The following is a 20,051-nucleotide window of genomic DNA, read 5'->3' as shown; positions in this document are numbered from 1 at the left end:
CAACAATCGGATGTTTGATCACCCTAGATTGGTATTTATACCAATTGTATAAAATTAGTGGCCTATTATAGCGATGAGGAAATAACTTAGTAACAAGGCAAAAATTACAAATATAGTTATTCTATATGAATAATTTTTAACGAAGTTAATAAGTAATTTAATCCGCTAAAATGGTCATTTTCTAATAAAATTGGTATTTATTCCTGCTCACAACTACAAAGCAGTGGATGCTCGTTATCACGCGCGTAGCGGTTAACTTGTTCAGCTTTAGTATGGGCAACATCGGCGCTGTAAACACCGCATATACCCTTACCTTTTTCATGAACCTGAAGCATCACGTCGGTTGCTCTATCGCTATCCATATTAAAAAACGTCGTTAAAACTTCTATTACAAAGTCCATCGGCGTGTAGTCGTCGTTATTTAAAACAACTTTATATTTTCGCGGCGGCTGTAGCTTTTGCTTTTCACTGTCGCGAACTGTGTCGATAACACCTGAATCTTTCATACCACTCATAATTAAATATAGTCTTGTCTTTGTAACTCAAGCAAACTTGAATAAAAAATAAATAAAATGTTAAAAAAATAACTCAAAACACTTGACTGGTTGGCTAAATAAACTACAGTCAAACGTAGATTGATTAAACCTTAGTCAGTCTAGCAAATAATACAATTTAGAATAACTAAATTAGTCAACTTATTGAAGGATGTAGAAGTATGGCTTGCGGTAAAGTTAAATGGTTCAACAACGCTAAAGGTTTTGGTTTCATCGTAGAAGACGGCTGCGAGAATGATATTTTCGCTCATTACTCAACAATTGTAATGGACGGTTATAAAACGCTTAAAGCTGGTCAAGATGTAACATTCGAATTAGAACAAGGACCTAAAGGTCTACACGCTAAAAATATTGCCCCAGATGGTGACATTATTGAGTGACTATTGTTTTGTTCGACTAAAGCGAGTGACCTTTTAAGATCCTCGCTTAATTCCTTAAGCATACTAACTTATCTCTTCTCCCCTATTTATTGCCTCTTTTCATTCAAATTCAACCCTTTTCCTTGAATTTATTTTATATACCCCAATGTTCTAAGAGTTGATTGTTTAACTGCTTATTGGGCATGCTCAAACTCTAGGGTCTGTTGATCTTTCAAGGTTGAATTTGCAGCAGTCTGTTTGGTATTTAGGCAAGGCAGAGCCTATGCAGTGTGGTTATTCCCCATAAATGGGCGATAACGTAGCATTAATGCCAAACAGTCGCTGCCCAGAGGGTTCTTCCTAGGGACTATTTACTCTTTGTTGCTCGGTTTTTACTTAGCCCACTAGGTTACTAATCTCGCGCCGCGATTAAATAGCCCCTAGTTTGAACAAATTTCAATCCGCAAAGATCAACAGACCCTAGCCCTTTTTATTTAAGCTTGTTACACTCTTGGTGCTAAAAATTGCGTATTAACGCAGCAACTAATCCAACTTGTCGCCTCTTTTATATGTACTAGGCTAAAGGCTGATTTATTTTTGTTAATTTTTTAGCTATAAATACAATTCCAGTTCGTCAGGTGTGACTATTCTGCTTTTATAAAAGAGCAACGCTGAGTACCAACACCTAACAAACTATTCATTACGAGCGTACGTGTGCATTAACTCGTTTAATAATATGTACTCACTCAAAAGTAATGAGTTTCTTTGCATTGTTGAATAAGGCCTTTACGGTCTACTATCTAGGAATGATGATGACATCAAAAATTATCTATACAAAAACGGACGAAGCTCCGGCACTAGCAACTTACTCGTTGCTACCTATCATCCAAGCATATACAAATGCGGCAGGTGTTGAAGTTGAAACTCGCGATATCTCTTTAGCAGGTCGTGTAATTGCAAGCTTCCCTGATTATTTAACACCAGAACAACGCATTGGTGATGCACTTGCTGAACTTGGCGAGCTTGCTAAAACACCAGAAGCTAACATTATTAAATTACCAAATATCAGTGCATCTGTTCCACAGCTTCGCGCGGTAATTAAAGAGCTTCAAGCACAAGGTTATGCACTTCCAGATTACCCTGTAGAACCTAAAAATGATGAAGAAAAAGCAATTCAAGCTGCTTACGACAAAATTAAAGGCAGTGCAGTAAACCCAGTACTTCGTGAAGGTAACTCAGACCGTCGTGCACCTGGTTCTGTAAAAGAATATGCACGTAACAACCCACATTCAATGGGTGCGTGGAGCAAAGATTCAGAGTCTTACGTTGCTAGCATGAGCGAAGGCGATTTCTTTGGCTCTGAGCAATCAATCACTGTTGATACAGCAACTGATGTTCGTATTGAACACGTTGCAACTAACGGCGATGTTACAGTACTTAAACAAAGCACTCCTCTTTTAGCTGGCGAAGTTATTGATGCATCAAGCATCAGCGCTTCTAAGCTTCAAGCTTTCTTAGCTACTGAAATTGATGCAGCAAAAGAAAAAGGCGTTTTATTCTCGCTTCACATGAAAGCGACAATGATGAAAGTATCTGATCCAATCATCTTTGGTCACGCTGTAAAAGTATTCTACAAAGATGTATTTGCTAAACACGGTAAGCTTTTTGAAGAGCTAGGTGTTGATGTAAATAATGGTTTAGGCGACATATATTCTAAAATTCAAACATTAGACGATGCAAAGCGCAAAGAAATTGAAGCAGACATTCAAGCTGTTTACGCTAGCCGCCCTGCTATTGCTATGGTTGATTCTGACCGTGGTATTACAAACCTACACGTACCAAGTGATGTGATTATTGATGCATCTATGCCTGCTGCAATTCGTTCAAGCGGTCAAATGTGGAATAACGATGGTAAATTACAAGACACTAGCTTTGTAATTCCAGATCGTTGTTACTCAGGTATTTACCAAGCAACTATTGATTTTTGTAAAGTAAACGGTGCATTTGATCCAACAACTATGGGTAGCGTTCCAAACGTTGGCCTTATGGCTCAAAAAGCTGAAGAATACGGTTCACACGATAAAACGTTTGAAGCTAAAGCTGACGGTTCTATCCGTGTTGTTGATACAAATGGTAATACATTACTTGAGCACAGTGTTGAGCAAGGCGATATTTGGCGCATGTGTCAGGCTAAAGACGCACCAATCCAAGATTGGGTTAAACTTGCAGTAAGCCGTGCACGTGCAACTGGCGTTCCTGCTATTTTTTGGTTAGACGAAAATCGTGCACACGATGCAGAGCTAATCAAAAAAGTAAATAAATACCTACCAGATCACGATACAGCTGGTTTAGATATTCAAATTTTAGCACCGCTTGAAGCAACATTGTTCTCACTAGCGCGTATTAAAGAAGGTAAAGACACTATTTCTGTAACAGGTAACGTTTTACGTGATTACCTTACAGATTTATTCCCAATCTTAGAGCTAGGTACTAGTGCTAAAATGCTTTCAATTGTTCCACTTATGAACGGTGGCGGCTTATTTGAAACTGGCGCGGGTGGTTCTGCACCTAAGCATGTTCAACAATTCGAAAAAGAAAACCACTTACGTTGGGATTCTTTAGGTGAATTTTTAGCACTTGCTGCATCGCTTGAGCACCTAAGCGTAACTACGGGTAACAACAAGGCACAAGTTCTTGCTGATACGCTAGATAAAGCGACTGGTACTTTCTTAGCAGAAAACAAATCGCCTTCACGTAAAGTGAAAGAAATTGATAACCGTGGTTCTCATTTCTTCCTATCTTTATTCTGGGCACAAGAACTTGCTAAACAAAACGACGACAGCGAACTTAAAGCACAGTTTACGCAAATTGCTAGCGATCTTGAGTCTAATAAAGACCAAATCGTAAGTGAGCTAAACGATGCTCAAGGCCCTGCAGTAGATTTAGGCGGTTACTTCCTACCTAATGACGATGCAGCGTTTAAAGCAATGCGTCCAAGCACTACGTTTAACGGTATTCTTGCTAAATTAGTATAAATATTGGTTTAAATTAAAAAGCCGCTTACTTGAAAAAGTAAGCGGCTTTTTTACGCCAATAAAAAAGGTCGTTATCATTAGATAGCGACCTTTTTGATTAACCAAAACTATTTAAGTTATTTAAGTTATTTAAGTTATTTAAACTCTGATTACTTTGTATCATACCAATTCGCTTAATTAAGTGATCAATTTTGAGGCAAGAAAATCTTGTCGATAACAAGGCAAAAATTTCGTGATTTAGTTGCTCTATATCAGAAATTTTTAACGCAGTTAGCGTCAGATTTAATCCCTCAAATTGATTAAGTATTATTGCGGGTTGGTATATGCGCGTGGCATTTTTGAATCAGTCGTATAACGGTCACGCAGTTTATCCTGACGAGATTGTGTAGATACCTCAGTCCCATTAATAAACATTTTGCTCACGTGGCTACTCAGTTCAAACGGGTCATTACTCCACATTACTACATCAGCGGCTTTGCCTACTTCAAGGCTACCTGCATTAATGCCAAATACATCAGCAACGTTTGATGTAACCGCTTTTAACGCGCCCTCTTGGCTCATACCATACGATACTGCATTACCAGCATCAAAACGTAACTGATAAATATTATGGCTTGCATCGCCACCTACCGTTAATAATACTTTAACACCTGCTTTTTCAAGCACACCTGCATTATCTAAACTCGCATGAAGCGAATCAAAACTTGCTGGTAAGCTGTCCATTGCACTAATAATTACTGGGATATTTGCTTTAGCAACGCGCTCTTTAACTACAACAGCGTCTTGTGCACCATTAAGTACTAAATTAATGCCAAATTGCTCTTTTACTTTAATGAGCTCAATAATATCTGCCGCACGCGAAACGCCAACAACTAATGGCATTTCGCCACTAAGGACTTTCACCATTACTTTGTCTTCAGCACTTGGTTTGTCGTCATCTTTTTTAGCTTTTTTACCGGCTTTCGTTTTGTGCTCATCAAGTTTATTAATAAGTGTTTGTAAAGTAAAAGCACGAGAGCCTTTACTACGCTCACCTAAATAAACAACTAGAGCCGCTTGTTTTTGCATTTCGCTATCAAAACTACCACTTAAATCAACAACACTAGCAAGACCTGAAAAAATGCTATCGCCACCATGAGGGGTAATTACATCGCGTGTTACGCCGCCTTTACGAGCGTAAGGAATTAAGCTCGAATGCGCGTTGTAAGCAAGACTTACGTCAAAATCAATACCGGCTTTTTCCTCGCCTGCATCGCGAGAGCCCGCAACTGCACTAACTTCAACTAAACCAAGTTGATTTACACTGGCAATAAAACCGGGTGTTACAATTTGACCTTTTGCATCAATAACTTTATCGGCTATAACTTCAGCTGGGTTAATTGCTGTAATTTTTCCATCTGTCATTACAATGCTTGCCGCTTCTAAAACACCTTGATCAGAAGACGTGTGTAATGTTGCATTAATAATTGCTAGCGATTGTGCGCTTACAGCACCAGATGCTAATAATCCTGCAGCAACCAGAGAAAGCGAAAACGAACGTGATAAATTTTTCATTCTGGGTGCTCCTTATTGTTGACCTAACATAAAATCACTTGTTGCTTGATACGCGCTGTCGTTTCTATCGTAAACTTTTGCACCATCAACAAACACTTGTTCAGCTTTAGCATAAACACTAAATGGGCTTTGATTCCAAATAACCACATCGCCCTGTTTACCCGCTTCTAGTGAACCTGTTTTGTCATCAATACCTAACGACTTAGCAGCGTTAGCCGTGATCCATTTAATAGCGTGTTGCTCAGAAATATCAAAACCGTTTTCGTTAGCACGGTACATAACCTTGCCAGCTTCTTGGTTTAAGCGCTGAATAGTGGTATCTGAATCTGAGTGAACAACCGCACATGAATTTTTAACTGCATCAACAATGGCTACGTTTTCTTGAACCATGTCGTAGGCTTCCATTTTAAAGCCCCACCAGTCTGGCCAAAGTGCAGCACACGAACCATTTTGGGCAAGTAAGTCAGCAATTTTATAAGCTTCTACACCATGATGAAAAGTACCGGCGTCGTAATTAAATTCTTTTGACAGGTCAATCATCATTGCCATTTCTTCAGCTTTATAACAATGATTATGAATACGTACTTCGCCTTCAAGCACACCACGAAGCGTATCGTGTTTAATATCACGCACTGGTGCTTCTGGGTTTAAACCTGCTTCATAATCGGCATCGTACTTATCCCATGCACGTTTGTATTCAGCGGCTTCAGCCCATGCCATACGGTAACCTGCCATATTACCCATACGAGTTGAAGGCAATACACCTTGACGACCATAAACACGTTTAGGGTTTTCACCACACGCCATTTTTAAACCATACGGCGCCTCTGGAAATTTCATGCCTTGCATAGTGTGTGCAGGTACGTTTTTAAGCGTAACGCCGCGACCACCAAATAAGTTAGCTGAGCCTGGTAAAATTTGTAGAGAAGTAATGCCACCTTCGCGTGCGCGATTAAAGCCAGGATCTTGTGGCCAAACAGAATGCTCAACCCACACTTCTGCAGTATTAGGGCTGGTCATTTCGTTACCATCTTGATGCGACTCAACCGATGGGCTTGGGTAAGCACCTAAATGTGAATGTACGTCAATAATACCTGGTGTAACCCATTTGCCCTGTGCATCAATTGTAACATCAGCAGTAGCAGTTAAGTCTTTACCTACTTGTTGTACTTTACCGTCAACAAGTAATACATCAGCATCATCTAAACGCTCACCAGTGCCTGTTAATACAGTGGCGTTGGTAATTAATGTGCTTGATGTAGCAACTGGCTGATAAGTGCTTGGGTAAGGATTTTTGTTAATTGTTATTTTATCGTCTTGCGGGCCGTTTTCTTGGCAACCTACAAGTGCAGCCGCTAAGCCAACAGCTAATAAAGAGGGAGCAAATTTTTGCATGTTGTTTGGATCTCCTGTTTTTTTGCTACTTTAGCGAAAGCTAAGGGATAAAGCCAAAAAAACAGGTGAAAACGCAGTTAATTAAGATGAATTTCTGTAATTATTTCTTTATATAATTGTTATATAACTTTTCGAGCGCACCTTCGGTAGTCAGCGATGGGTCTTTACTAATAAAGTGCTTAACCGTACGGGTTACAAAATCAGAGTTTTGTTTATGCAACTTAGAAAAGTCTTTAATAATTGTATTACCATCTTTAGCCGCTGTTACTTTGTCATGACGGTGACGATACTGGCTCAATGCTTTATTAAAATCGCCTTGGTAGTCCTCAACCAATATTTTATAAAAGTCACTTTTTTGTACGTTCAAGTCATTAATGCAGTAATTTAACGCCTCTTTAAAGTCGGTAAATATCATGCCTTCTACATCAAATTCTTTCGTTTTTTCGCGTACAGCGACTTTGGCATCTTCTGTGGCATAACTAAAACCAGTAAACGCTAAACGCTCAGCGGCTTCTTTTCCTAATTTCATACCCGCTTGAATACTATGCGCAAACTCATCGCTCATATCGCCAAGTTCGTTTTCTTCCCACATGTTATAAACACGCAGAGGTTTTGCGTATTTAGTGGCAAGCTTTTTTTTCATTTTAGTAAAGCGCTCATCAATCGTCATCAGCCTTTCGTTATGTAAAAGTGCATGGCACTCATAACAAGCCGCAATAGATATAAAGTCAGCCTCTTCACCTAAATCAACAATGCTTTGCAGCATATGCAGGGGCGGACAATGGTCGCGCTCTGTCGCTTCACAGCCACAATAAAAACACTGGTTAAAATGCTGCTGATCGCAAGCGTATGCTTGCTGATAATAACTGGCTAACGTTTTGCTCACCGTTGCTCCTAAAAAACACGACTAAATTATGGGGGCGATAATAACAGCCTGAAAAAATAAGTCAGCCGCAAAAAAGCATTTAATTTAATTATTTTACAGATATCACTTAACACAAAACAGCGCTTAAATAAGCGCTGCAATTAAACCAAATAAACCACCAAACACACCACCCCACACAACAAGCCAGCCTAAGTGCTCGCGGATCATGGTTTGAATAATCTCTTTAACCATTTTTGGGGTAAGCTCATCTAAGCGCTCATCAACTAGTTTAAGCACTGTTTTATGTAAGCTCTCTGCGCTATTACCTTGTGAAAGTGTTTGGGTAACTAATACTTTAAAGTCGTCAGTTTGAGAAATTTCACCAAGTGAGTGTTGCATTTTTTCAATAAATTTTTCGCGCATTGGCTCTATTGCCGCTGTGCCACCAAACATACCCAACATGCTACCAAACTGTGACTCTTCAATAACGACAAGTAAATTGTCGAACGCAGGGTTTAAATCAACATTACTAATTATTGGCTCAAAATCGATATTTGGCTGCGCTTTATTGAGTAAATTATTAATTTTTTGCTCTGAAAAGAACTCCGTTAATATTAAATTACGAATTGCTACTTTAAAGCTTTCAAACTTAAGCGCAATAACACCCGAGCCATATAAAAACGGGACTTTTTCGAACAACATATGAATCGCTAATAAATTAGTTACCGCACCTGAAAGCGCAAATAAACCAACAGATAACACAATTGCTTGGTTAAACATAAAACCTACAACAACACATAAACCCGCTAGCAAATTGGTTATTAAACTTTTGTTCATTTTTACTCCATTACAGTAAGTGTAATTTTTATGCAATATAGTCATTAATTTTACAACGTTTAGATTGTTAAATTAATACCTTTTTGCCATAGTTTAAGTATCTGTTTAAAAGGCGAGCAATTGTTATGTGGAAAACAGTAAATGAGCACATCAGCCAAGCCATTAGTTTTGACTTTAAACACACCTATAAACGCCAATTACAAAGTACAAATACCGACAAACTATTTCATATTACCAATGGTACGCATAACTTCTTCGTTAAAATAGCATTAAAAAGCGAACTCGAGCGTTTAGAAAGTGAATTTATTGGCTTAAAGCTTTTAGCGCAAAATAGTAATTTTAAAGTCCCTGAATGTATTACAACCGGTGCAAATATAGAGTTTTCGTTTATTGTTTTACAGTGGCTTGTTTTAGATAAACAACCCCACAACACGTGGGCAACTATGGGAAGCAGCCTCGCTAAAATGCATCAAAAACACGACCAAGCCATGTTTGGTTTTGATGTAGACAACTATATAGCCACTACCATACAACCTAATCGCTGGCATAAAAAATGGGATGTATTTTACGCCGAAGAGCGTATAGGGTGGCAATTACAGTTACTCGCTGAAAAAGGCATTAACTTTATTGAACCCGAGCGCTTAATTAATGCCGTTAAAGAACAGCTGCATAGTCACCAAGTAGAACCTTCATTATTACATGGCGATTTTTGGCGAGGAAATATGGGCTTTTTAAAAGCAGAGCCAACGGTATTTAACCCGGCTTGTTATTATGGTGATCGGGAAGTTGATATTGCAATGAGCGAACTATTTGCGCCACTGCCAAAAGACTTTTATAGCGCCTATAACGCGCACTACCCGCTTTCTCAAAATTACGAAAAACGTAAGTTAATATACCAGCTATACCCTATTTTAAATCACGCTAACATCTTTGCCGGTCACTATCTTACTGAAGCTAAACAACATATAGAAAAGCTGGTATTTGAAGGTATAAAATAAGTGTCATAAGCTGCATTTCAGCACTATATTTAATGAGTAAGTAGGCGTTCATCTGTAAGCGATTAAGTTAAATCTAACTTAATTATTTATAACTGGAGTGATTATGAAAGATTTTTTATCACAACGAATAACGTGCCCACACTGCGGCCACCACATACATTTAGACTTAGACGCAAGCATGGGCGATCAAGACTACGTTGAGGAATGCACTGCCTGTTGTAACCCAATTCATTTAAATATGCATATAGATCATGCTAACAATAAATTAGAGCTACACGTAGACAGTGACGACGAACAAATATTTTAACTTAAGCCTGATGGCGTAAGTAGTTTTCTACCGTATTTACAATAGTGTAAGTTTGCTGATCAACTTCAATATTAAACTTGTCACCCACTTGCGCTGCATCAATGTTTGTAATGGCGAGCGTTTCTGGAATTAGATGTAACCAAAAGCCTTGTTCGTCAACTTCGCCTACGGTTAAGCTTGCGCCATTTACCGCAACAAAGCCTTTATATAGCACATACTTTTGCCACTCTTTTGGCAAACTGAGTTGTATTTTGCAGTTATTCTCAAGCTTCACTATTTGAGAAATTTGTGACGTACAATGAATATGCCCAGACACTATATGCCCACCCAACTCAGTACCAAACGTAACAGAGCGCTCATAATTAACTAAACTGCCTAGCTCAAGTAGGCCTAAATTAGTTAACTTTAGGGTTTCGTCAATCACATCAAAATGCACTTGCGCCACCACATCGTGATTACTTAGCTCAACTTGCACAACGGTTAAACAACAGCCATTAATAGCAATACTTGCGCCTAAATCTAAATGCTTAACGTACTCATCGCTTACCGATACAACTAAGCGTAAAACACCGTCTGTTTGAGTCTTAGAGACTACCGTTGCTTGCGTCTGCACTATTCCTGTAAACATAAAATCACTTTAAATTATTACAAAGTGCTAGTTTAACGTATCAACTCATAAAATCATTCACTCCTGTGATTTTTATTTAAACCCCAATAGATTACAATTACGCCCTATTTTATCAACTAGCTGTTTTTATGACCTTTTGTAATTGGGAAGCCAAGCGTTTACTTTCCCTCGCTTTACCTGTTTTTTTAGCGCAAGTAACTCTTATTTTAATGTCGGTCGTCGACACCATCATGGCCGGACAAGTCAGCCCTACTGATTTAGCTGCACTTTCTATTGCTACGGGGATATGGAATCCTCTTTTACTTGGCCTTCAAGGTATTTTATTAGCGCTTACTGGTATTATTGCACAATTTTCGGGCAGCGGCGATCGCAAAGGTATTAGTCATTATTTTCAACAAGCTCTCTATTTAACGGCTATTTTATGCTGCGTAGGCTTTTCTATTACCTATTTAGCCGACACCATTATTTTTAAACTAGACACCAGCCCAGCGATTGCAAATCTTGCGTATGATTACATTCACTTTGTTAAATGGGGCATTTTTGGTTTTTTAACTTTTACCGTATACAGAAACGTTACCGAAGGCATGGGTATGACCAAGCCCGCGTTTTATATAAGCCTGCTAGGTTTAGCTGTAAATATTCCGGTAAATTATATTTTTATAAACGGCTTATTTGGCTTACCCGCTTATGGCGGCGCAGGGTGTGGTATAGCAACAGCCATTGTTTTAACTGTTATGGCAATAGCACAAGTTACCTATTGCCACACAAGTAAAAAGGTAGATGCCAAAGGCCTGCTTTCATCATTTAAAAAACCTAACCTAACCACTATTGGTATAATTACAAAATTAGGGATACCAATCTCACTCGCCACTTTTTTTGAAGTTACTTTATTTGCGTGTATACCGCTGTTTATCGCGCACTTAGGCGCAGTTGCAGTCTCAGGCCATCAAATAGCAGCAAGCGTTACTACTTTGTTATTTATGATGCCGTTAAGCCTATCTATCGCTATTAGTATTCGTATAGGTAATTTATTTGGTCAAAATAAAATGACCGAACTTAAAGTTGCTGTATCTACTAGCTATATTTTAGCAATTGCGATTGCATTATTTTTAGCACTCATAACATTCCTCGGCCGTGATTTAATTAGCCAGCTTTATACCGACAGCCCTGCCGTAATGGCATTGGCTTCATCAATTATGATTTTAGCGTGTATTTATCAATTACCGGATGCATTGCAAGTTGCAGCCAATGGCATACTTAGAGGGTTAAAATACACTACGCCTATATCGTATATTACGTTTATATCTTATTGGTTAATCGGCTTTTGTTTAGGTTACGTATTGGCAAGAACAGACATAATTGTGCCAGCCATGGGGCCACACGGCTTCTGGACTGGGATAATAGTAGGTCTTAGTGTCGCTGCTATTTTATTAATGCTAACGGTAAAAAAACGTCTAAAATATGAATTTCTTAAAATTGATACACTTAATCAAAACTAATAAACTCAGCCTTAAAACATTACCAGCTACAATGCTGGTAATGTTCGTTTTTGCGCTTACCGGCTGTAGTAAAGCACCCAGTAGTGTAAACGCCACCTATATTGAGCGCTTAAGTAGCACCGTTAATGTAAATACAACAAAGCCTGTGCCACTCAAGCAACTCCTCTTACTGCAGCCTACCCCAATAGCACAAAATGACTTAACACTGAGTATCGTTGAGCTTGCAGGTATTAGACAATGTAAGCTTAACGTGCTTATAAGTGAGCATAATAACCAATTAGGAAAAACAGCCAGTGCTGCGGGGCAATTAAAGTATCAAATAAACTTTATTAAAAGTGCGCAGGTTTGCTTAAATACACTTGATAAAAATAGCCCTAGTTACACAAAAATACTCGCTGCCAAAAACTACAAAGAAACACACCTAATGCACTTTTTTAACGCCATGCTATTTAAAGAACCAGAGCTTAATAAAACATGGCTGTTAACATCAAACGAGCTAAGTAGCGAACCCGCAGGCTTTAGTGATACCTTGCAGGCGCTCAAACAACTTGTACTTATTAAGCAGCAAATTAACGCTAAAGAATTTAGTGAAATTAATAGCGATTCTATTTTTAGTGCACTCGAACAGCTTAATAAATATCAATTTAACCAAGCTTTAATTCAGTCAGCCCGTAAACAGGTAGTGTTAAACAACAACGCCACACAGCTTGTAAAAACACTAAACTTTAATACCCTATGCCCAGAGGGTAAAAACAATAAAAACGCAAAAATCATGAGCAACGTATTTCAAAAGTTTTACCTAAAACAAATTCAGCCCTATCAAGCGCAGTTAACTGGTTATTTAGAAGTACTACAACCGCTTTATAACGAGCTTTGGTTTAACGAAAGTATTTCCAGCCCTCAAATTAATAACTTAGTAAAAACGGGCTCGACAAGTAACTTACTGAACTTACTAAAAAGCTCAGCTAAAAAACATGTGGTTTGGTGGCAAGGTTTTTATAAAACGTGTGAAATAAGCCCAATATGAATAAAAAAACGGCAAATAAACTCAAAAACAACAAACTTGCTTGATTCACCAACCGCCACGCTATATATTAGCCGCCGTTGTTAAGCAATTAACACCTACTTAAATAAAGTAATACGACTGTAGCTCAGTTGGTTAGAGCACTACCTTGACATGGTAGGGGTCGGTGGTTCGAATCCACTCAGTCGTACCAACATTTAAGAAAAGTATAATTGAAGGAAAAAGCACTACCTACTCTTGATCACCCGGTCCAAAGGTCAGTAGTTCGAATTCACTCAGTCGTACCAACATTTATTCTTAACTTAAAGAGTAAATCTATTTAAGTAAAACCTCAAAAATTGTACGACTGTAGCTCAGTTGGTTAGAGCACTACCTTGACATGGTAGGGGTCGGTGGTTCGAATCCACTCAGTCGTACCACTTCAAAGTAATAAAAAAAACAAAAAAAAACACTACCCACTCTTGAACAACCGTTCTGTAGTAGTGATTTTGGCCACCCATTAAGAAAGAAATGTTATGCTAATAAGCATACAAATTTGGGTGAAAAAATGAACTTATTAATAAACTGCAAAGAAAAACAAACGTAGCTCCCGAGCTCCTATTTTTACCGTTTTGACATAAACGTATATGAAAAATTAAGAGAGTTTGGTTTTAAGTTTTAAATTTTAAATTTTAAATTTTAAATTTTAAATTTTAAATTTTAGAATATTAATAAGAGCAATTAATTTAGCAAGCCTAATAGCTTCTCTTATAGAAATAAGCTTATTGCAGTATTTTTTATTCATTGCTTTGTTCAATGGGTGTAAAGCGCCAGCCTTTAAAAACTAATTTGCTTGCTGATCCATTACTACCAGATGAAGAACCACCAAAACTAGCCTCATTTAATGCCGTGTCAAAGTGAATACCACCAGCACCACTTACAATAACTGTATCTCCTAAAATAGATCCTTTAAAACCAACAGCTGAAGTAACTTTAACTTGTGTAAGAGGTGCGTATATAACAGCGTAAAGCTCTTGTGTACCACCTGAGAACTCTATTCCTGTGTCATTTCCATTATATGAACTATAAATACTAAAAACAGGTCGCCCTTCGTCTGTAATGCCATTGTCGGGGGTGTGAACCTGTGCACCACTGCCTATTTGAAACTTTCCTTTAATTATTATAGTTAAACTGCTGTTATCAGGGATCGTTAGCGAACTTGCGCCATTCATTGTAAAATCACCATCTACAAACATAACCGCATTGTAGTTGCTTTTCACCTGCATTCGCCCCTTAATTGTCACGTCATCAAAATAAAATATTTGAGTTGCTGAATCAAGAAAAGCTGCAGCTTTAGCAGTAATGGCACCATCTGGAGTACTTCCAAAATCTACTAAAAAGTTAGCCTTATTAGTTTCTAATTCGAGTAAGTCACCTGCACTGCTATTATTGTTTATAAAAAGATCAGGGCTTGTCGTATTAACTGACACGCTATCAATTGCTGTTGCAATATCAAGTGGATCACACGCAGTTAACCCTCTATTATTTTCACTCTCTGGTGTTATTTTTTCAACAGGCTCAATAGTTGGTATTGATATTTCTGTACTTGATACTTTATAAGGTGAAAAAGCATACTCTGGTGTATCGTCTTTAAAAGAGCCGTTACCTGCGTATCTTAAATCTTTACTATCAATAGTACTGCCCCACTGTTTAAGTGTTACATTACCTTGAACACGCACTCCACCGTATACGGTTCCACCTGTTTGTTCATAATTACCGGAAGTATAAACACCGTTACGTATTATTGTTTGTGTAAGAGCCACTAAACCATATGAACGAATTGTTCCTTGGACTGTATTACCTGTAACCGAAATAGAACCGGATGAACTAATATCTCCACCAACTGGCGTTTGCTGTATTGAGATAGATTGGTTTGCTGAAATACTACCAGAAACAGTACCACTACTTTGTGTGAAGCTTAAATATGCAGATGCATCACCTCCAATAACCACACCACCAGAGAGTATTAAATTGCCATTACTATGAATATTGCCTGTAACATCTGCGCCTTGAATAATTGATAAGTTACTTGAGGATAAAACATCACCTTCAATTGTACCGCTACCATTGAGCGTAATATCACCAGTATCGTTAACTGTATTAACAAAGGATTCTTCTGATGTATTTTTACTGCCATCATCTAGCGTGTCGTTATAATCCCCTAAAGACGAATCATAACTATCAATTAAGCCACTTCCACTAATTGCAACACCAGAACATCCTGTAATTCCATTAGAAAAAACTGAGGCACTGGTAGTTCCGCCGCCACCTACTACATATTCAAATATAGCTTGCATTTGGTCCTCGCCTTCAAAGCGGGCTCCTTCGCTAGAAATTAAAATATCGCCATTACTATCAATCTCGATTGTTGCATTGTATATACTAGATTCAAGTGAGCCTGTTCCAGAAACTTCACTATTACGGGCTATTAGATCATTAATATTTATAGTCGGGTCTGCAAGCATTGCTGTTTCAAGTTTTTCCATACTTGAAAATACGCCTTTTTCAGACATCAACCTTGCGTTCAACTTTTTCTGAAAATTACCACTCAAACGTTCCTGAATCACACTATCTCTAAGAGTGCTAAGTACAACAATTGAAGCCATAGATGTTAAAATAAGTACAGTAACTAGCGTAAAACCAGATGTATTTTTCATTTATTGAAATGCCTTATTCATTACCATTTGCGACAAAGATATATCAATAACTAAGCTGTTATTAAATTGGCTTGGTAAGTTTGTAGGTTCTACAAGGACACTCACAACATTGTTATCAATTAGATAGCTGATTGTATTAACACCTTTTAATATTTTTACTTTGCCATTACCTATATCACAAAATAATGAGTCGTCTTCGTGACTATATTTTTCAGTGAATGGCGCATTAATTATTGAGCCTGTGCATGAAAGTACACCCGATTCTTGCTCAACACTTAAAATATTATCGCTATAAGTAGGAATTGAGCTGGTTTGTTTTAGACTTCGTGTAAATACTTTACTGCTAAATCGGATTACATCTAATGCATTTTCTAAATCTTTTGCTGTGCTGGTACTGCTACTAATTGAAGAATAAGCCAGGCTCACACCACCTAATAAAAACATACCTGCAGCAAGTGCAACCATAAGCTCTATTAACGTAAAACCATGGTGCTTATTTATTAAATTTTTCATGGTACGCATCCAGCAGGTAGCGTCGGAAAACTTCCTGTAATTACAACACGGTTTTCTAAATTGTCAGTCAAACGTTTATCTTGCCATGTTATTTCAACAGTTAAATCATTAGAAAAATCCGCTGGTAAAATAAGTGTATAGGCATCAATCTGTGGAGATAAATAAGCTCTGAAATCAGCATCATTGTACAAATCAGGATTCGTTTGTTGCAGTTCGCATAGGTGTGGCCAAATTCGTTCTAATACATTATTAGCCTCAATTATAGATACCGTATAATTAAAACTGTTTGTTATGTATTGCAATGATTTTAATTGCCCTGAGGCTAATCCTAATAAAGCCACGGTTGCAATAATTAATGCAATCATAACCTCTAAAAGAGAAAATCCTTTATTGCGATTCTTTAGCATGTTTCAGGCGCCTCAGCTAACCAACTTTGCCCGCTTTGTAAAATACACAGTGTAAAATCAGAAGTTGAGCTATCACCATCGGTTACTAAAATTTGATAGGATTGACTTAATTCGCCTGTACTTGAAATATTAATATCTTCAAGGCCGACTGAAATGCTGTTATGCGTGATTTCAAACATGTTTAACATTGTTTGCTTAGAGTCTATTTCTGTTTGTACCTGCCATTGTTTATTGGACGTTTTGAGAGAAACGACTTGATCTCTTTTGACCGCTTCGCTTCGCGCGAACTTAAAAACACTATGCAATTGGTTCGAGTTTGTAACTAATCGATCCCGCTTTATAAAAGTAATAAACGAAGGAGCCGCAACGGCAGTTAGAATACCGATAATAGTCATCGTGATTAAAACTTCGAGTAAAGTAAAACCAGTACTTTTTTTTACCAGCATTTAGATTTATCTGCAGACTTTGTACCGCTTTGATTTACAGACAACTTGCCACACTCGTCACTTTTTTGTGCACCTTTAGGAGTAACTTGTATTGTAAATTCAGACCCATTTGAAGCACCTGTAGTTGCATCGGTTGTATAGCTAAAGGAGTAATAATCTGAGGTAGGAAAAGTAAATGTACTTGGGTAGCCACCAACACGGGTGTATTGCCTTTCTAAAACAGCTGTTTGTTGTAATAAAATCTGTTGCACATCTGCTCTTCTACTTTGCTGTATGTAGCTCGTATAACTAGGAAGTGCAATTGCATATAAAATCCCAATAATTGCAATTACTATCATTAATTCTATAAGAGTAAAACCGGAAGGTTTATTAACCCGCTGTGTGTCCAATTATTTAATTCCATTATTTATAGCAATATGTTTAATTTTGCAAAAATTAAGCCAAGATTCATTTTGTAGTACATGATAGTGCCAAACAATGTGCTGTCAATAATATAAAAGTTTGAATATTAAGGATTGTACGATTAACTTCAACAATACCCTGAATTAAACTAACACATCTAAAAAGTTGCACTAAAACAGTGCGTTAGGTAACTCCTTAGAATAATTATATATTTAATTAAAACCAACCCTTAAGTACTGCAGGCTTTAGCATTTTATTTATTTAATAAATAGGCGTGGGTTATTACTCTAAAAAATAATTTAAAAAAATTCGTGCGGCCTTTTACCTCACTATTTAAGTTTCAAAAATAATTACCTGTATTTTATTTAAGCATTTTTATATTGAATTTTATCCACTAGAAACAAAACCTCCCGTGTGTTATTTTTAAAAATATAAGTAATTAACCAGTTTAGGAGCTTTTCTTGAAAACTACGCCGCCCTAAGCAAACACGTCTATTTTCATCAGCACACTTCGTGCAACTCTAATCGCCGCCTGCGCGAGAATCTCTGTTATTTAAATAAAAAAAAGCCGAGAAAAAAAGCCGAGGGTCAAATCTTGACTTCAGATATCAAAATTTTTGAATGACGGGTTCTCGCTCACTGCAGACTATCAGCTGTATTTGCTTTTTAGTTGCTTATTACACAAACTGCGCAACTACGTCTTGTTAAAAAAAACTACGTCACGTCTAATATTATTCATTTTTAGAACATGGCCGAAGGTTGATGACCCAGTTAACAACTAAGGGAAAACAGCGATGGAGGCAGCTTAAATCGAAATAATAAAAGTGTAAAAAATGATGTTAAACGCTATTACTGATCGTGATATTGAACAAGCGACTTACACTTTACTTAAATGCATTAGTAATTTAACTATTGAGAAGTGAGATAGTTACTGCGAGTTTATAAAGTGTTTGGGTTTAGTAAAAAAAGCTTAACGAGTGAAGCAGTCTAACAACGCCAAAACTATTGCTTTAGTTCTATTATTCTAGTTCTATTGCTTTAGTTTTGGCGCTTATTAAAGGAATAATATTTACCCTTTCATTTGTTCAAGCTCTTTGCCTTTGGTTTCGTGTAAAAACTTAAATACAAATATGACTGAAACAAACGCGCAAAATGCGTAAAAACCATACGCACCTGCTAAACCTATACCGGTGAGCATAACAGGGAACGACCAAGTAATTAAAAAGTTAGCTATCCACTGGGCAAAGCCGGTAACTGCAAGGGTAGAGCCGCGAATTTGGTTAGGGAACATTTCGCCTAACATAACCCACATTACAGGGCCCCACGATAAGTTAAAAAAGAATACATAAGCATTAGCGGCTATTAAAGCAACTATGCCCTGCTCTCCTAATTCTAAGTTGCCTGTTGAGCCAATATCTGCATTTAAAAAGGCATAAACAATAACCGAAAGTGTCACCGTCATACCAATTGAGCCGGTTAACAAAAAAGGTTTTCTGCCAATTTTGTCTATAAAATACATGGTAATAAACACCGCTAAAATACTTACAAAGCCGCTTATTATATTAATAAGTAACGCGTCAGATTCAGTAAAACCGGCTGCTTGCCAAAGTACCGCGCCGTAGTAAAAAACAACGTTAATGCCTACTAATTGCTGAAATGTAGCTAAGCCAATTCCTATCCAAACAATGGGGCGTAAACGTTTTTTAGGTTTATCAATAAGATCAGATAATTTAGGGTGGTGTTTATCGCCAGCAAGAGACTCTGCTATTTCATTTAATTTAAGAGCGGCAGTTTCAGCACCATATAATGACGATAACACCCGTGCAGCAGCGTCTTTTTTACCAGCCATAATTAAGTATCGAGGGCTTTCGGGGATAAAAAATAAAGCGATTAAAAATAAGCATGCAGGTAATAACTCAACCCAAAACATCCAACGCCATGTTTCAAAGTCGAGCCAAAATATAGCCGTAGAACCGCCAGCAGTATTGGCTAAAAAGTAGTTACTCACAAATGCGCTAAACAAACCAAAAATAATAGCCACTTGTTGAAGTGTAGAGAGCGTGCCTCTGTATCGCGCGGGGGCAATCTCGCTAATATAAGCTGGGGTCATAACCGACGCAGCCCCTACAGCTAAGCCGCCTAAAATGCGATAAATCACAAATTCAAACGAGGTGACTGACACACCCGAGCCCCAAGCACTTATAATAAATAAAGCAGCGGCAAAAAGTAAAATTGGACGCCGACCAAATTTATCAGCCAATCGACCTGCGCAAAACGCACCAATGGCACAACCAATTAGCATGCTCGATACGTTAAATCCCGTACCTGTACTACTGGAGCCAAACGCTGTTTGGAGTCCATCAACCGTGCCGTTAATTACGCCGCTGTCAAACCCAAATAAAAACCCGCCAATGGTCGCAACAAAGCAAACCAGTACTATTAAAAGTACATTTTCTTTCTCGTTCATAAGTATCCATATTGTGTGTTGTTGTTATTTTATATAGATTTTGAAGCTCAAAAGTGTGTGCGTTA

The 20,051-nt window shown here is 37.8% G+C and carries 18 protein-coding genes and 2 tRNA genes; 8 read left to right on the top strand and 12 right to left on the bottom strand.

The window, feature by feature from the left end; all coding sequences use genetic code 11:
• Positions 1-197 precede the first annotated feature (197 nt).
• Entirely contained in the window at positions 198-506 is a 309-nt protein-coding gene (gene clpS / locus GQR52_RS06155) for an ATP-dependent Clp protease adapter ClpS (RefSeq protein WP_007585109.1), read from the bottom strand.
• 209 nt (positions 507-715) lie between these two features.
• Here clpS and cspD point away from each other — a divergent pair, with 209 nt between their 5' ends.
• Together cspD and GQR52_RS06145 are read left to right on the top strand one after the other, a co-directional pair.
• A complete protein-coding gene (gene cspD, locus GQR52_RS06150) occupies positions 716-934 on the top strand; it encodes a cold shock domain-containing protein CspD (protein WP_002962500.1) in 219 nt (72 codons plus the stop codon).
• Positions 935-1,725: 791 nt separating this feature from the next.
• Positions 1,726-3,948, top strand: coding sequence for an NADP-dependent isocitrate dehydrogenase (locus GQR52_RS06145; protein WP_165727837.1), 2,223 nt, complete (start codon positions 1,726-1,728; stop codon positions 3,946-3,948).
• Positions 3,949-4,254: 306 nt separating this feature from the next.
• Here the strand turns inward: GQR52_RS06145 and GQR52_RS06140 are convergent, their stop codons facing one another.
• From GQR52_RS06140 to GQR52_RS06125, 4 genes are all read right to left on the bottom strand, one after another.
• A complete protein-coding gene (locus GQR52_RS06140; protein ID WP_165727836.1) occupies positions 4,255-5,502 on the bottom strand; it encodes an amidohydrolase family protein in 1,248 nt (415 codons plus the stop codon).
• Positions 5,503-5,514: 12 nt separating this feature from the next.
• The gene (locus tag GQR52_RS06135) at positions 5,515-6,897 is read right to left on the bottom strand and encodes an amidohydrolase (RefSeq protein WP_165727835.1); all 1,383 of its coding nucleotides are present in this window, start codon (positions 6,895-6,897) and stop codon (positions 5,515-5,517) included.
• 100 nt (positions 6,898-6,997) lie between these two features.
• Entirely contained in the window at positions 6,998-7,783 is a 786-nt protein-coding gene (locus GQR52_RS06130; protein WP_024590332.1) for a hypothetical protein, read from the bottom strand.
• 123 nt (positions 7,784-7,906) lie between these two features.
• Positions 7,907-8,599 (bottom strand): DUF445 domain-containing protein, encoded by a 693-nt coding sequence (locus GQR52_RS06125; protein ID WP_165727834.1) that lies wholly within the window; start codon positions 8,597-8,599, stop codon positions 7,907-7,909.
• Positions 8,600-8,724: 125 nt separating this feature from the next.
• Here GQR52_RS06125 and GQR52_RS06120 point away from each other — a divergent pair, with 125 nt between their 5' ends.
• A complete protein-coding gene (locus GQR52_RS06120) occupies positions 8,725-9,597 on the top strand; it encodes a fructosamine kinase family protein (RefSeq protein ID WP_165727833.1) in 873 nt (290 codons plus the stop codon).
• 103 nt (positions 9,598-9,700) lie between these two features.
• Positions 9,701-9,904 carry a CPXCG motif-containing cysteine-rich protein gene (locus GQR52_RS06115; protein ID WP_165727832.1) on the top strand — a complete coding sequence of 68 codons (204 nt, stop codon included), beginning with the start codon at positions 9,701-9,703 and terminating at the stop codon, positions 9,902-9,904.
• Position 9,905: 1 nt separating this feature from the next.
• Here GQR52_RS06115 and GQR52_RS06110 read toward each other — a convergent pair whose 3' ends face one another.
• A complete protein-coding gene (locus tag GQR52_RS06110) occupies positions 9,906-10,532 on the bottom strand; it encodes a riboflavin synthase subunit alpha (protein WP_165727831.1) in 627 nt (208 codons plus the stop codon).
• Between the two features lie 128 nt (positions 10,533-10,660).
• Between GQR52_RS06110 and GQR52_RS06105 the strand changes: the two genes are divergently transcribed.
• The 4 genes from GQR52_RS06105 (at position 10,661) to GQR52_RS06090 (ending at position 13,474) form a co-directional block, all read left to right on the top strand.
• Complete coding sequence (locus GQR52_RS06105; protein WP_165727830.1) at positions 10,661-12,031, top strand: MATE family efflux transporter; 1,371 nt, start codon at positions 10,661-10,663, stop codon at positions 12,029-12,031.
• Positions 12,032-12,062: 31 nt separating this feature from the next.
• Positions 12,063-13,058 carry a DUF3080 family protein gene (locus GQR52_RS06100; RefSeq protein ID WP_240914461.1) on the top strand — a complete coding sequence of 332 codons (996 nt, stop codon included), beginning with the start codon at positions 12,063-12,065 and terminating at the stop codon, positions 13,056-13,058.
• Between the two features lie 113 nt (positions 13,059-13,171).
• Positions 13,172-13,248: transfer RNA gene (locus tag GQR52_RS06095), tRNA-Val, on the top strand.
• A gap of 149 nt (positions 13,249-13,397) precedes the next feature.
• Positions 13,398-13,474 (top strand) — tRNA-Val (locus tag GQR52_RS06090).
• 357 nt (positions 13,475-13,831) lie between these two features.
• On the opposite strand, the gene GQR52_RS06085 is transcribed toward GQR52_RS06090, so the two are convergent.
• From GQR52_RS06085 to GQR52_RS06060, 6 genes are all read right to left on the bottom strand, one after another.
• Positions 13,832-15,751, bottom strand: a complete 1,920-nt coding sequence (locus GQR52_RS06085) for a PilX N-terminal domain-containing pilus assembly protein (RefSeq protein ID WP_165727828.1) — start codon at positions 15,749-15,751, stop codon at positions 13,832-13,834.
• Positions 15,752-16,264: a prepilin-type N-terminal cleavage/methylation domain-containing protein gene (locus tag GQR52_RS06080; RefSeq protein WP_165727827.1), complete on the bottom strand. Its 513-nt coding sequence runs from the start codon at positions 16,262-16,264 to the stop codon at positions 15,752-15,754. It lies immediately after the preceding gene.
• Positions 16,261-16,671, bottom strand: a complete 411-nt coding sequence (locus GQR52_RS06075) for a prepilin-type N-terminal cleavage/methylation domain-containing protein (RefSeq protein ID WP_165727826.1) — start codon at positions 16,669-16,671, stop codon at positions 16,261-16,263. Before GQR52_RS06075 ends, GQR52_RS06080 begins: the two co-directional genes overlap by 4 nt.
• Complete coding sequence (locus GQR52_RS06070) at positions 16,665-17,117, bottom strand: GspH/FimT family pseudopilin (protein ID WP_165727825.1); 453 nt, start codon at positions 17,115-17,117, stop codon at positions 16,665-16,667. Before GQR52_RS06070 ends, GQR52_RS06075 begins: the two co-directional genes overlap by 7 nt.
• The gene (locus GQR52_RS06065; RefSeq protein WP_165727824.1) at positions 17,108-17,506 is read right to left on the bottom strand and encodes a type IV pilin protein; all 399 of its coding nucleotides are present in this window, start codon (positions 17,504-17,506) and stop codon (positions 17,108-17,110) included. The genes GQR52_RS06070 and GQR52_RS06065 overlap by 10 nt, the downstream gene beginning before the upstream one ends.
• Positions 17,507-18,588: 1,082 nt before the next feature.
• Positions 18,589-19,998: a sugar porter family MFS transporter gene (locus GQR52_RS06060; protein ID WP_346774280.1), complete on the bottom strand. Its 1,410-nt coding sequence runs from the start codon at positions 19,996-19,998 to the stop codon at positions 18,589-18,591.
• Between the last annotated feature and the right edge of the window lie 53 nt (positions 19,999-20,051).

It is taken from the genome of Pseudoalteromonas sp. 31A1 (genome assembly GCF_011378815.1).
In the GTDB taxonomy this organism is placed as follows: domain Bacteria; phylum Pseudomonadota; class Gammaproteobacteria; order Enterobacterales; family Alteromonadaceae; genus Pseudoalteromonas; species Pseudoalteromonas arctica.
The sequence above is the reverse complement of the archived record's forward strand: the minus strand, read 5'-3'. Positions and strand labels throughout refer to the sequence as shown.

Excerpts from the sequence above, each read along its gene's own strand:
- GQR52_RS06105 (WP_165727830.1), top strand. The coding sequence starts at position 10,661 with ATGACCTTTTGTAATTGGGAAGCCAAGCGTTTACTTTCCCTCGCTTTA.
- GQR52_RS06135 (WP_165727835.1), bottom strand. The coding sequence starts at position 6,897 with ATGCAAAAATTTGCTCCCTCTTTATTAGCTGTTGGCTTAGCGGCTGCA.
- GQR52_RS06125 (WP_165727834.1), bottom strand. The coding sequence starts at position 8,599 with ATGAACAAAAGTTTAATAACCAATTTGCTAGCGGGTTTATGTGTTGTT.
- cspD (WP_002962500.1), top strand. The coding sequence starts at position 716 with ATGGCTTGCGGTAAAGTTAAATGGTTCAACAACGCTAAAGGTTTTGGT.
- clpS (WP_007585109.1), bottom strand. The coding sequence starts at position 506 with ATGAAAGATTCAGGTGTTATCGACACAGTTCGCGACAGTGAAAAGCAA.
- GQR52_RS06110 (WP_165727831.1), bottom strand. The coding sequence starts at position 10,532 with ATGTTTACAGGAATAGTGCAGACGCAAGCAACGGTAGTCTCTAAGACT.
- GQR52_RS06115 (WP_165727832.1), top strand. The coding sequence starts at position 9,701 with ATGAAAGATTTTTTATCACAACGAATAACGTGCCCACACTGCGGCCAC.
- GQR52_RS06120 (WP_165727833.1), top strand. The coding sequence starts at position 8,725 with ATGTGGAAAACAGTAAATGAGCACATCAGCCAAGCCATTAGTTTTGAC.
- GQR52_RS06145 (WP_165727837.1), top strand. The coding sequence starts at position 1,726 with ATGACATCAAAAATTATCTATACAAAAACGGACGAAGCTCCGGCACTA.
- GQR52_RS06070 (WP_165727825.1), bottom strand. The coding sequence starts at position 17,117 with ATGCTGGTAAAAAAAAGTACTGGTTTTACTTTACTCGAAGTTTTAATC.
- GQR52_RS06140 (WP_165727836.1), bottom strand. The coding sequence starts at position 5,502 with ATGAAAAATTTATCACGTTCGTTTTCGCTTTCTCTGGTTGCTGCAGGA.
- GQR52_RS06080 (WP_165727827.1), bottom strand. The coding sequence starts at position 16,264 with ATGAAAAATTTAATAAATAAGCACCATGGTTTTACGTTAATAGAGCTT.
- GQR52_RS06075 (WP_165727826.1), bottom strand. The coding sequence starts at position 16,671 with ATGCTAAAGAATCGCAATAAAGGATTTTCTCTTTTAGAGGTTATGATT.
- GQR52_RS06100 (WP_240914461.1), top strand. The coding sequence starts at position 12,063 with ATGCTGGTAATGTTCGTTTTTGCGCTTACCGGCTGTAGTAAAGCACCC.
- GQR52_RS06085 (WP_165727828.1), bottom strand. The coding sequence starts at position 15,751 with ATGAAAAATACATCTGGTTTTACGCTAGTTACTGTACTTATTTTAACA.